The 12,193-nt window shown below is 71.6% G+C and carries 9 protein-coding genes and 1 pseudogene; 5 read left to right on the top strand and 5 right to left on the bottom strand.

Features of this window, described 5'->3' with window-relative positions:
• The first annotated feature begins 91 nt into the window (after positions 1-91).
• A complete protein-coding gene (locus tag OHA05_RS25315; RefSeq protein WP_328861793.1) occupies positions 92-1,483 on the top strand; it encodes a maltokinase N-terminal cap-like domain-containing protein in 1,392 nt (463 codons plus the stop codon).
• Positions 1,484-1,511: 28 nt separating this feature from the next.
• Entirely contained in the window at positions 1,512-3,863 is a 2,352-nt protein-coding gene (gene glgB, locus OHA05_RS25310) for a 1,4-alpha-glucan branching enzyme (protein ID WP_443043772.1), read from the top strand.
• A 68-nt stretch (positions 3,864-3,931) separates the two neighbouring features.
• Here the strand turns inward: glgB and OHA05_RS25305 are convergent, their stop codons facing one another.
• The 3 genes from OHA05_RS25305 to OHA05_RS25295 all read right to left on the bottom strand — a co-directional run bounded on the left by OHA05_RS25305 (position 3,932) and on the right by OHA05_RS25295 (position 7,105).
• Positions 3,932-6,178 (bottom strand): HelD family protein, encoded by a 2,247-nt coding sequence (locus tag OHA05_RS25305; protein WP_328861792.1) that lies wholly within the window; start codon positions 6,176-6,178, stop codon positions 3,932-3,934.
• 187 nt (positions 6,179-6,365) lie between these two features.
• Positions 6,366-6,710: a thioredoxin gene (gene trxA, locus OHA05_RS25300; protein ID WP_313943993.1), complete on the bottom strand. Its 345-nt coding sequence runs from the start codon at positions 6,708-6,710 to the stop codon at positions 6,366-6,368.
• Positions 6,707-7,105, bottom strand: a complete 399-nt coding sequence (locus OHA05_RS25295; protein WP_313943994.1) for a MerR family transcriptional regulator — start codon at positions 7,103-7,105, stop codon at positions 6,707-6,709. Before OHA05_RS25295 ends, trxA begins: the two co-directional genes overlap by 4 nt.
• Before the next feature lie 164 nt (positions 7,106-7,269).
• Between OHA05_RS25295 and OHA05_RS25290 the strand changes: the two genes are divergently transcribed.
• Entirely contained in the window at positions 7,270-8,646 is a 1,377-nt protein-coding gene (locus tag OHA05_RS25290) for a DUF418 domain-containing protein (protein WP_328861791.1), read from the top strand.
• On the opposite strand, the gene OHA05_RS25285 is transcribed toward OHA05_RS25290, so the two are convergent.
• Entirely contained in the window at positions 8,558-9,445 is an 888-nt protein-coding gene (locus OHA05_RS25285) for an NAD(P)-dependent oxidoreductase (protein ID WP_328861790.1), read from the bottom strand. The genes OHA05_RS25290 and OHA05_RS25285 overlap by 89 nt on opposite strands.
• A 154-nt stretch (positions 9,446-9,599) precedes the next feature.
• A complete protein-coding gene (locus tag OHA05_RS25280) occupies positions 9,600-10,127 on the bottom strand; it encodes an Lrp/AsnC family transcriptional regulator (RefSeq protein WP_328861789.1) in 528 nt (175 codons plus the stop codon).
• 65 nt (positions 10,128-10,192) lie between these two features.
• On the opposite strand from OHA05_RS25280, the gene OHA05_RS25275 reads away from it, so the two are divergent.
• A complete protein-coding gene (locus tag OHA05_RS25275) occupies positions 10,193-11,101 on the top strand; it encodes an NAD-dependent epimerase/dehydratase family protein (protein WP_328861788.1) in 909 nt (302 codons plus the stop codon).
• Positions 11,101-11,982, top strand: a pseudogene (locus tag OHA05_RS25270) (aldo/keto reductase); the annotation flags it as partial. The gene OHA05_RS25275 and the pseudogene OHA05_RS25270, both read left to right, overlap by 1 nt.
• Positions 11,983-12,193: the final 211 nt, after the last annotated feature.

The raw sequence follows: 12,193 nt of genomic DNA, 5'->3' as shown, positions 1-12,193 counted from the left end.
CCCTTCATCCCCGCGCGCCGCCGGACAGCCACTGCTGTAATCCGGGACACTCTGCGCACATGTGGTGTACCCGGGGAAAGGACGCGAAGCCATGTCGGAGGCTGCATCCACCCGGACTCAGATCGCTCTTCTCCCGTCCCTCGCCCCCCTGCTGTACGCCTGGCTGCCACGGCAGCGCTGGTTCGCCGGAAAGGGCCATCCGGTCACCGGGTTCTCGCTCGTCTCGGCGACCGAGCTGCTGCCCCTGGACGGCACGGGACCCGGGCTGCTGCATCTGCTGGTGGACGTGGAGCAGCCGGGCCTGCCGGCCGACGCACCACAGGACTGCTACCAACTGCTCCTCGGCGTACGCGAGACCCTGCCCCCGCATCTCGCGCCCGCGCTGATCGGGCACCCGACGGACGGCCCGCTGGCGGGCCGGACGGTCTACGAGGGCCTGCGCGACCGGCGGCTGGCCGAGATCGTCCTGGAACGGCTGCGCCGGCCCGGACAGCTCGGACCGCTGCGCTTCGCCCGGTTCGAGGGTGCGCCGACGATCCCCGGATCGCTGGTCGCCCGCCCCCTGGAGGCCGAGCAGTCCAACTCGTCGCTCGTGTACGGCGACGCGTACATCCTCAAGTTCTTCCGCCGGGTCCAGCCCGGTCCCAACCCGGACCTGGAGCTGCCGCTGGCGCTCGCCCGCGCCGGGTGCGACCGGGTTCCGGCGCCCGTGGCCTGGTACGAGGCACGGCCCCACAGCGGTTCGGCGCCCTACACCCTCGGTGTGCTCCAGCCCTTCCTGCGCGGTTCCCAGGACGGCTGGCAGCTGGCGCTCGACGCGTTGAACAAAGGTTCCTCCTTCACCGCGGAGGCCCGCTCGCTGGGCCGCGTCACCGCCGAGGTGCACACCGCGCTGGCGGACGAACTGCCCACCGTCATGCTGCGCCGTGCGCAGACGGAGCACCTGGCGGCCGCGATGAACCGGCGCCTGGAGGAGGCCGCGCAGGCGGTGCCGGCCCTGCTGCCGTACGTGCCCCGGCTGCGGACCGCCTTCGACGCCCTGGCCGAGCTCGGCCGCGACGGCCGCGCCTGGCGGGCCCAGCGGGTCCACGGCGACCTGCATCTGGGCCAGACCCTGTACGGCGGCTCGAAGACCGAGAACGAGTGGTCGGTCATCGACTTCGAGGGTGAACCGGCCCGGCCGCTCGCCGAGCGCCGCAAACCCCAGCCCCCGGTGCGCGACATCGCCGGAATACTCCGCTCCTTCGACTACGCGGCCCGCACCCACCGCCCCTGGAACCCGGCCTGGGCCGAGCTCTGCCGGGCCGCGTACTGCGAGGGCTACGCCGAGGCCGCCGGCACCGATCCGCGCACCGAGCCCGAACTGCTGCGGGCGTACGAGACGGACAAGGCCGTGTACGAGGCCCTCTACGAGGCACGGCACCGCCCCGACTGGCTGCCGGTGCCCATGGCGGCGATCGACCGCCTGGCCGCCACCCCCTGAACCCACCGTGCCCAAGGAGGCCGCCCCCGTGACCGCCCGACCCCCGTCCCGAAATTCCTCCGGATCCGATGCGACCAAGAAGCCGGCCGCCGCCGGCACGGCCGACCCCCGCGCGAAGAAGGCCGCCACGCCACCGCCGCGGGCCGGCGGCAGTCACGGCGTGCGGGCGGCCCAGCCGCTCGCGGAGGGCGACAGGGAGCGGCTGCTGAGCGGCGGGCACCACGACCCGCACGGGCTGCTCGGCGCGCACCCGGTGCGGGGCGGCGTCGAACTGCGCGTCCTGCGCCCCTTCGCCAGGACCGTGACCGTGCTCGCCAAGGGTCTGCGGGCCGAGCTGCACGAGGACGGCGACGGCCTGTTCTCCGGCGTCCTGCCGCTGCGCGAGGCCCCCGAGTACCAGCTGCTCGTCTCCTACGACGGCGAGGGGGGCGTGGGTTCGCACGAGGTCGAGGCCCACGACCCGTACCGCTTCCTGCCCTCGCTCGGCGATCTCGATCTGCATCTGATCGGCGAGGGCCGGCACGAGGAACTGTGGCGGGCGCTCGGCGCGCAGCCGATGACCCACCAGGGCGTCACCGGCACCCGGTTCACCGTGTGGGCCCCGAACGCCCGCGGTGTGCGGGTCGTCGGCGACTTCAACTACTGGGACGGCACCGGCTTCCCGATGCGCTCGCTCGGCTCGACCGGTGTGTGGGAGCTGTTCCTGCCGGGGGTGGGCGAGGGCGCTCTCTACAAGTTCCAGATCATGCGCCCCGACGGTTCGCACACCATGCGGGCCGACCCGATGGCGCGCCGCGCCGAGGTGCCGCCCGACACCGCCTCGATCGTGACCGAGTCCCACCATGTGTGGCGGGACGAGGAGTGGATGGCCCGCCGTGCGGGCCGGCCGGTGCACGAGGCGCCGTTCTCGGTCTACGAGGTGCATCTGCCGTCCTGGCGGCCGGGTCTGACGTACCGCCAGCTGGCGCTCCAGCTCCCCGCCTATGTGAAGGACCTCGGGTTCACCCATGTCGAGCTGATGCCGGTGGCGGAGCATCCGTTCGGCGGCTCCTGGGGCTACCAGGTCACCGGCTTCTACGCCCCGACCTCCCGGATGGGCACCCCCGACGACTTCCGCTATCTGGTCGACGCCCTGCACCGGGCGGGCATCGGTGTGCTGATGGACTGGGTGCCGGCGCACTTCCCGCGCGACGACTGGGCGCTCGCGGAGTTCGACGGCCGCCCGCTGTACGAGCACGAGGACCCGGCACGCGCCGCGCACCCCGACTGGGGCACCCTCGAGTTCGACTACGGCCGCAAGGAGGTCCGCAACTTCCTGGTCTCCAACGCCGTGTACTGGTGCGAGGAGTTCCACATCGACGGGCTGCGGGTGGACGCCGTCGCCTCGATGCTCTACCTCGACTACTCCCGTGAGCACGGCGAGTGGTCGCCCAACGAGCACGGCGGGCGGGAGAACCTGGACGCGGTCGCCTTCCTCCAGGAGATGAACGCCACGGTCTACCGGCGCTGCCCCGGCGTCGTCACGGTCGCCGAGGAGTCCACGGCCTGGGACGGCGTCACCCGGGCGACCCACCATGTGGGCCCGGGCGGCTTCGGCGGGCTCGGCTTCGGCCTGAAGTGGAACATGGGCTGGATGCACGACTCGCTCGACTACGTCTCGCACGAGCCGGTGCACCGCAAGTTCCACCACCACGAGATGACCTTCTCGATGGTGTACGCCTACAGCGAGAACTATGTGCTGCCGATCTCGCACGACGAGGTCGTGCACGGCAAACAGTCACTGGTGAGCAAGATGCCCGGCGACTGGTGGCAGCAGCGGGCCAACCACCGCGCCTATCTGGGCTTCATGTGGGCCCACCCGGGCAAGCAGCTTCTGTTCATGGGGCAGGAGTTCGCCCAGGGTGCGGAGTGGTCCGAGAGCCACGGTCCGGACTGGTGGCTGCTCGATCCGTCGTACGCCGCCGAGGCGGACCACCACGGGGTGCGGAAACTGGTCCGCGATCTGAACGGCGTGTACGGCGCGACGCCCGCCCTGTGGCAGCGCGACACCGACCCCGAGGGCTTCTCCTGGGTGGACGGTGACGCGGCCGAGGACAACGTCTTCGCCTTCCTGCGCTTCGACACCTCGGGCACGCCGCTGCTCGCGATCAGCCACTTCTCCCCGGTGGTCCGCCACGAGTACCGCCTCGGAGTGCCGGACTCGGTGACCGCCTGGACGGAGGTCCTGAACACGGACGCGGCTCGGTACGGCGGCTCGGACATCCTCAACCCCGATCCGCTGAAGCCGGAGTCGACGCCGTCGCACGGCCGTCCCTCCAGCCTCCTGCTCACGCTGCCACCGCTCGCGACGGTGTGGCTGCGGCCCGCCGAGGACATGTAGGACGGAACGAGGGGCGGCCGGGCGCGTTCCGCGCCCGGCCGCCCCTTTCCCACGCCGTCCCCCGCCGCTCAGCTTCCGGACGTCAGCGCCGCCGGCAGCTCGCCCCGGTGGACGATGCCGAGCCGCTGGGTGGCGCGGGTCATCGCCACATACAGATCGCTCTCGCCGAAGAGCCGGGGCTCGACCACGATCACCGAGTCGAACTCCAGGCCCTTGGCCTCGCGCGGGTCGAGCAGCACGACGGACCGGGTGAGATCGACCGGGCCGCTGCCGAGCGCGGACAGTTCGCCGTGCAGTTCGCGCGGGGCGATGACCGCGAGCCGGCCCTCCTTCGGCGTCTCCCGGCCCACGGCGGCGAGGACCGTGGGCCCGAGGTCTCCCTCGGCCGCCCGCTCGGTCCACGGCCCCTCGCCGGTCGAGCGCACCGAGCGCGGCGGCTCGAAGCCGGGGTACGTCTCCCGGCGCACCTGTGCCGCGAGCTCCATGATCTCGGCCGGCGTACGGTAGTTGACCCCGAGCCGGGTGTGCTGCCACCGGTCGCCGACGTACGGACCGAGGATCTTCTCCCACGAGCCGAGGCCCGCCACGTCGCCGGTCTGGGCCGGGTCGCCGACCAGGGTCATCGACCGGGTGGGGCAGCGGCGCATCAGCAGCCGCCAGGCCATCGCGGAGAGCTCCTGCGCCTCGTCCACGATGATGTGCCCGAAGGCCCAGGTGCGGTCGGCGGCGGCACGGGCGGCGGCGCTGCGGTCGTCGCTCTCCTCCTGGCGTTCGGCCAGTTCCTCCGCGCCGATGACGTCGTGCGCGGCCAGCACCTCGGACTCCTCGTCCTCGAACTCGTAGGTCCGGGAGCCCTGGGAGAGCTCCAGCACGCCCTGCGCATAGGCGACCCGCCGCATTCGGTCGGCCTCGGCCTTCGCGCGCTCGGCGCTGTCGTCGGCGCCGAGCAGCTCGGCGGCCTCGTCCAGCAGCGGCACATCGGCGGGTGTCCAGGGGCCGGTCGCGCGCCGGATCAGGTCGGCGTCCTCGTCCGGGAGCTGCTCCTCGGGCCGGGCGAGGAGGTCCGCGACGAGCTGCTCCGGGGTGAGTACCGGCCACAACTCGTCGATCGCGGCGTGCACCTCGGCGCTCGCGGCGATCTCCTTGGCGAGCTGCGCGACGTCGTCGGGCCCGAGGAGGTTGGGGCCGCCGAACGGGTCCGCGCCGAGCCGGTCCACCAGTTGCTCGGTCAGCAGGTCGATGATCCGGAAGGCGAAGTAGGGCCGGGCGGGATTGTGCGGCAGCCGGGTGGAGCGGGCGCGGTCGCGTGCCTCGTAGGCCATCTCCCGGTCGAGCCGCAGGACGCCGTACTCCTCGTGGTCGATCTCCAGCGCCGGCCCGGGCAGGGTGCCCTCGTCCTCGTGGTCGACGTCCGGCACCGTCTCGGGGAGCGACTGCCGGTCGCGTACGGCGCGGGCGAGCACATCGGCCATCTCCGCGCGGCCCTTCACCTCCGCGGCCGCGGCACTGTCCGTGCCGGTGGCGTGCACACCGGGGTAGAGCTCGGCCATGGTCGACAGCAGCACGCCGGTCTCACCGAGCGAAGGCAGCACTTCGCCGATGTAGCCGAGGAACGCCGGGTTCGGCCCGACGATCAGCACGGCGCGGCGGGCGAGCTGCTCGCGGTGGGCGTAGAGGAGATAGGCGGCGCGGTGCAGCGCGACGGCGGTCTTGCCGGTGCCGGGCCCGCCCTCCACGACGAGAACGCCGTGCCGCGGGGCCCGGATGATCCGGTCCTGCTCGGCCTGGATGGTCTGCACGATGTCGGCCATCCGCCCGGTGCGGGCCGCGCCGAGCGCCGCGAGCAGGACGGCGTCGCCGTCGGGGTCCTCGTAGCCGGTACGGGTCGCGTCGGCGAGATCGAGGATCTCGTCGTGCAGCGCGGTGACGGTCCGCGCCTCGGTGGTGATGTGCCGGCGGCGTCGGAGCCCCATCGGTTCATAGCCGGTCGCGAGGTAAAAGGGACGGGCGACGGGAGCACGCCAGTCCACGAGCATCGGTGTGTGTTCCGGGTCGTCCCGGCGGATTCCGATACGGCCGATGTGATGGAGGCTGCCGTCCTGAAGATCGAGACGGCCGAAACAGAGCCCGGCGTCCACGGCATTCAGGGCGGAGAGCCGTGCGGAATGCTCGGCAACACTGACATCGCGCTCCAGCTTGGCCTGGAGACCCGTACTGACCTGCCCGATCGTGGACCGGACCGCGGCCTCGGCCTCGTCGCGGAGCACATCGAGGCGGTCGTAGAGCAGAGAGACGAATTGCTGCTCATTATGCATTTCCTCGGTTGACAATTCCGCTCCCGACGCGATATGGTGTCCCTACTTGAGTGCCCGCATCGGTTTATGAAACCGAGCATGCAAACACTCAATATACGCAGCGAAACACCCCGGCCGTCAATTCGGTACCGGGGTATTTTTGTGCGCCGGTGAGCTCCTCCGCCGGACGGTCGTCCCGCTTCCTGCCTCAGCCGCCGGGGCGGATCACATCCTCGAGCTCCTGGAGGAGCCGGCGCTTGGGCCGCGCACCGACCATCGACTTCACCGGCTCCCCCGCGCGGAACACCATCAGCGTCGGCATCGACAGCACGGCGTACCGGGCCGTGATCTCCGGATTGGCGTCCACATCGAGCTGCACCACCTTGAGCCGGCCCGCCTCCTGGGCCGCCGTCGCACTCAGCACCGGCGCGAGCTGCCGGCACGGCCCGCACCAGTCCGCCGTGAACTCCACCAGCACCGGGAGATCCGCCCCCAGGACCTCGGCGTCGAAGTCCGCGTCGGTCACTTCCGCGACACCCTCTGCCCGCATCATGCGTGTCCTCCGAATTCGCATCGTGGTTCCGGACCCTCGGCGAAGTCCGCCTCGGCCTTCGCGAGTTGTGCGCCCACCTGAGCGCGTACCGACTGGAGCTGCCCGATGAGCGCGTCCAGTTCACCGAGCTTGGCCCGGTAGACGGCGAGCGAGGCGGGGCAGGAATCGCCCGCCGGATGCCCGGCCCGCAGGCACTCGACGAACGGCCGTGTCTCCTCCAGCTCGAAGCCGAAGTCCTGGAGGGTCCTGATCTGCTGGACGAGCCGCAGATCGCCCTCGTCGTACGTGCGGTAGCCGTTCCCCGCGCGCCGCGCGGGCAGGAGCCCCCGTGTCTCGTAGTAGCGCAGGGTCCGTGTGGTGGTCCCGGTTCGCTCCGCCAGCTCGCCGATTCGCATGCCGTCGACGGTAATCCTTGACGTCGGGGTGAAGGAAAGCCCCGCAGGGGAGGCCGACGGCGGGCCGCTGTACGCCGGTCGGCGCGGCCCTGGCTCCTTTGGTCGGCCGCTCATGGACCGAAGACGGATGCCGCCGACCCACCCGGCCTTCCTAGCGTGACGGCATGACCGTCGAAACCGAGGCACCGCCCGCGCGGCGGGGCGCCGTGCGACCTCAGGAGCGGGCGCTCGCACCCGATCTCGCGCGCGGCATCATGCTCCTGCTCATCGCCGCGTCCAACACCGCGTTCCATCTCTGGGCCGCACGCCGCGGCCCCTCGGGCTGGCAGCCCGTGGACGGCTCGTGGCTCGACCACGCCGTCCAGTTCACGATGATCACCGTGCTCGATCTGCGCGTGTACCCCCTCTTCGCCTTCCTCTTCGGGTACGGCATGACGCAGCTCTATCTGCGCCAACGGGCCGCGGGAAGCTCCGAGAAGGACGCGGTCGGGATTCTGCGCCGCCGCAGTCTGTGGCTGATCGTCATCGGACTGGCGCACGCGACCCTGCTGATGGCCGGCGACATCCTGGGCTTCTACGGGCTGATGAGCCTCGTGCTCGGATGGCTCGTGCTGCGGCGCAGCGACCGCGCGCTGGGGTGGTGGATCGCCGTCGCGACCGTACAGCTCGTGCTGCTGACCGTCGGACCGGTCCTGCCCGCCCTGTTCCAGGGCGAGTTGGGATCGTACGGGGACGCCTCGGCGGAGCCGGGCAACGAGGCCTACGCGGCCGGCGAGGAGAGCTGGCTCGCCGCCGCCGGCACCCGGCTGACCACCGGGCTGTTCGTCACCTTCGCCGCAGCGCCGCTCTCGCTGCTCGCCGGCGCCTACGTCATCTTCCTGATCGGCTTCTGGGCCGCGCGCCGCCGTGTCCTGGAGGACAGCGGCCGTCACCTTCCGCTGCTGCGCCGGACCGCCGTCATCGGCATCACGGTCGGCTGGCTCGGCGGACTGCCCGCCGCGCTCGCGCACATCGGCGTCCTGCGGGTCCCCGACGCGGCACAGAGCGAGTCGGGGGCGCTCACCCTGCTCCGGGACGTCACCGGCAACGCGGCCGGGCTCGGCTATGTGGCCGCGGTGGCCCTCTTCGCCCACTGGTGGACCGGACGCCCGGAACGGCGGGGTGCGCGCGCCGTGACGGCGGTGGCCGCCGTCGGCAAACGGTCGCTGTCCTGCTATCTGGCGCACTCGCTGGTCTTCGCACCGGTGCTCGCCGCCTGGGGGCTCGGCCTCGGGGAGCATCTGACCAGCTCCACCATGGTCCTGTTCGCGACCGGCGTCTGGCTGCTCACGGTGGCCGGGGCGTACGCCCTGGAACGCGCCGGCCGCCGCGGCCCCGCCGAGGCGGTGCTGCGACGGCTGATGTACGGCGGCGACGGCCGACGACGTGAGGCGCGCACGCACTCGGATCCGGTCAGGAAGCGGACCGCACCGCCTCCACCGTGCTCGCCCAGTCGTCCGAGCAATGACCCCGCGCGATCGCCCGGTCCGCCACCGCCTTGACCGACTCCAACTGCGAGACGTCGAGCCCCCGGGCCCGCGCCGCGTGCAGGATGTGGCTCACGCCGGACGCCATCATGGCGAGGCCCGCCTCCTGGCCCGGGTAGCTGCCCGCGTCGATGTTCTCGGCCGTGTACTGGGCGATGGGCGGCAGGATCCGGACGATGGAGTCGAGATACGGGGCGATGTCCGCCGCCTTGACGCCGTCGGCGGTGGCCAGCGCGTAGGCGTGCACCAGACCCGAGATGCTGCCGTAGAAGAAGTCGAGCAGCGCCAGGTCGTACAGCGCGGCGAGTCCGGCGTCCGTACCGACGAAGGCAGTGCGTCCACCGAGGACTTTGAGGGTGGACTCGTGCCGTTCGTACGACTCCCGGGAGCCCGCGTAGAAGAGCAGTGCGTCGGGTGAGCCGACGAGCGGGGTGGGCACCATCACGGCGCCGTCGAGATAGTCGACGCCGTGCGAGGCCGCCCAGGCCGCGGCCTGACGCGAGCGCTCCGGGATGTCGGAGGTGACATTGAGAAGCACCCGTCCGCGGAGGGCCTCACCGAGCGGTTCGAGGATCGCGTCCGAGGCGTCGTGGTCGACGACGCAGACGATGATCAACTCGGCCGCCCGGACGGCCTCCTCGGCGCTCGCGGCTTCGACGGCGCCGCGGGCGACGAGGTCGTCCCCCTTGCCCGGAGAGCGGTTCCAGACGGTGGTGGGACGGCCCGCGTCGAGAAGCGCGCCGGCGAGTGCGCGGCCCATGGCGCCGAGGCCGATGACGGTGACAGGGGTGAGGGAGTTCTGCGTGGTGGACATGCAGACCATGCTTCTTCGCCACGAACTGCCCCACAAGTACCGACTCTTAAGTGGGATACTCACCAAAAGGTGAGCATCCAGGTCAGGGCGGTGCTCGATGCGGTACCTCGCGGTGCCGCATCGCGGTGCTTGCGGCCGGACTCACTCGCGGTGCTCACAACGGTGGCAGCAGCGGCTTCCGCTCCAGCGGCGAGGTGAGCACGATCGACGTGGTCGTCCGCCCCAGCGCCGACACCAGTTCCAGCACCTCTTCGAGGTGGACCGTGTCCGTCACGGCGACCTTGATGATCCAGCAGTCCTCGCCGACCACATGGTGCGCCTCGGTCACCTCGGGGCGCTCCAGCAGCTCGCGCGTCCGCGGGTGCCTCAGCGTGTAGCCGCCGTGCGGATCGACACGGATGAAGGCCTGGATCCCGTGGCCGAGCCGGGCCGGGGAGACATGCGCGCCGTATCCGGTGATGGCGCCGCAGGCTTCGAGCCGGCGGACCCGTTCCGTGACGGCCGCGGGGCTCAGCCGTACCCGGCGGCCCAGCTCGCTGAGCGTGATCCGGCCGTCCGTCTGAAGGAGCTCCAGGATCTGCCGGTCGATACGGTCGAAACGGCCGAAACCAGACGCCGAGGTTTCGACGGCGGCAGGACGCGAATGCCGAGGTTCTTTCGGCGAAGAGGCCGAATCTCCCATGACTCCCCCTTCAGGCTGCGGCCCGACAACGTAACACTTGCCGTACAGCGAGAGGGAGTTGAGGAATGCGCGAGATATGCGTCATCGGGGGAAGCCGCTATATCGGAAAGCGGCTGATCGCCCGGCTGCTGGAATCAAAGGACCGGGTCACCGTCGTCAACCGCGGTTCGTCCGCGCCGCCCGCCGGAGTGCGGCATCTGGTCGCGGACCGGGACGACGGGAATTCCCTGCGGGCCGCGATCGGTTCACGCTCCTTCGACGTGGTCGTCGACCAGGTCTGCTACACACCGCGCCAGGTGGAGATCGCGGTGCGGGTGTTCTCGGGACGGACCCGCCGCTATGTGATGACGTCCACCGTCGAGGTCTACGAGTACGAGGACTCCGCCGAGCCGGTGCGCGAGGAGGCCGTCGACCCGCTGACGGTGAGCATCGACACGGCCCTGCCCTGGGACGACCCCATCTTCCGGGAGGAGCAGTACGGCGAGGGAAAGCGGCAGGCGGAGGCGGTGTTCGCGGCCGCGGCCGGCTTCCCGTCCGTGGCGGTGCGCGTCGCCCATGTCCTCGGCGGACACGACGACTTCACCGCGCGCGTGGACCACTACGCGGAACGCATCAGGGCCGGCGAGCCGATCGCCGTTCCGGAGAAGAACCATCCCGCCACCTATGTGTATGTCGAGGAGATCGCGGACTTTCTCGCCTGGACGACGGGGCAGGAATTCACCGGACCGGTGAATGCGCATGCGAACGGTCCGCTGACGACGCAGGACATCTGCGCCGCGATCGAGCGGGAGACGGGCGGCCGGGTGGAATTCGCCCCGGTACACGTGGGTGAGACATCGCCGTTCTCCTTCGCCCGCGCCTACGCCATGGACAACTCCCGTGCCACAGCCCTCGGATACACCTTCCGGCATACGTCGGAATGGCTTCAGCAGGCTGTGTCGGAGACTCTCGCGACGCGCCAGGAGGTGCGGTGATGCGGTACCGCACAGTCGGCGGACTGCGGGTGGGCGCCGTCGGACTGGGCGCGATGCCGCTGTCCATCGAGGGGCGCCCCGACGAGCGGCAGGCCGTCGCCACCGTGCACGCCGCGCTGGACGCGGGCGTGACGCTGATCGACACGGCCGACTCCTACTACGCGCCCGGCGGCGAACCGGGGGCGGGCGAGCTGCTGGTCGCCCGGGCGCTCGCCTCGTACGGAGGGAACACCGACGCGGTGCTCGTCGCCACGAAGGGCGGGCGTGGCCGGACGGACGACGGCGGCTGGACAGTGGACGCGGCACCGGAGCGCCTCCGACGGGCGGCCCATGCCTCACTGGCCCGCATCGGCGGTGCGGCGATCGGCCTCTACCAGCTGCACAAGCCCGATCCGGCCGTCCCGTTCGCCGAGTCGGTGGGCGCGCTGCGGGAGCTGCTGGACGAGGGCACGATCCGGTTCGCCGGGATCTCCAACGTGGATACGGACCAGATCAGGCTGGCACGGGAGATGCTGGGCGACCGGCTCGTCTCCGTGCAGAACCGGTTCTCGCCCGTGGTGCGCGACGGGGAGGCCGAGTTGCGGCTCTGCGCGGAGCTGGGACTGGCGTATCTGCCGTGGAGCCCGCTCGGGGGGATCTCCCGCAGTGCGCTGGACGGCCCGGCGGGCGGACCGCAGGCGCCGGGTCCATACGAGGCGTTCCACCGGGTGGCTCGGGCGCGCGGGATGAGCCCTCAACAGGTGGCACTGGCCTGGCTGTCGGCGCAGTCGCCGACGGTGATCCCGATCCCGGGCGCGAGCCGTCCGGAGAGCATCCGCGACTCGGCGGCGGCGGCCGGCCTCGTGCTGAGCGCGGAGGAGGTGGCCGCACTGGACGCGAGCGGCTCGCGCGCGGCGTCCGGATCGGACGCGACCGGTACCGGACAGGACACCGCCGGATCCCCCGCGTCCCCCGCCGCCACCGGACAGGACACCGCCGGATCCCCCGCGTCCCCCGCCGCCACCGGACAGGACACCGCCGGATCCCCCGCGTCCCCCGCCGCCACCGGACAGGACACCGCCGGGTCGCTCGCCGCCACCGGACAGGACACCG

It is taken from the genome of Streptomyces sp. NBC_00306 (assembly GCF_036169555.1).
Taxonomy (GTDB): Bacteria; Actinomycetota; Actinomycetes; order Streptomycetales; family Streptomycetaceae; genus Streptomyces; species Streptomyces achmelvichensis.
This window is presented reverse-complemented; position numbering and strand designations above follow the sequence as displayed.

Coding starts and splice junctions, on each gene's coding strand:
- OHA05_RS25315 (WP_328861793.1), top strand. CDS start 92: ATGTCGGAGGCTGCATCCACCCGGACTCAGATCGCTCTTCTCCCGTCC.
- OHA05_RS25305 (WP_328861792.1), bottom strand. CDS start 6,178: ATGCATAATGAGCAGCAATTCGTCTCTCTGCTCTACGACCGCCTCGAT.
- trxA (WP_313943993.1), bottom strand. CDS start 6,710: ATGATGCGGGCAGAGGGTGTCGCGGAAGTGACCGACGCGGACTTCGAC.
- OHA05_RS25295 (WP_313943994.1), bottom strand. CDS start 7,105: ATGCGAATCGGCGAGCTGGCGGAGCGAACCGGGACCACCACACGGACC.
- OHA05_RS25290 (WP_328861791.1), top strand. CDS start 7,270: ATGACCGTCGAAACCGAGGCACCGCCCGCGCGGCGGGGCGCCGTGCGA.
- OHA05_RS25285 (WP_328861790.1), bottom strand. CDS start 9,445: ATGTCCACCACGCAGAACTCCCTCACCCCTGTCACCGTCATCGGCCTC.
- OHA05_RS25280 (WP_328861789.1), bottom strand. CDS start 10,127: ATGGGAGATTCGGCCTCTTCGCCGAAAGAACCTCGGCATTCGCGTCCT.
- OHA05_RS25275 (WP_328861788.1), top strand. CDS start 10,193: ATGCGCGAGATATGCGTCATCGGGGGAAGCCGCTATATCGGAAAGCGG.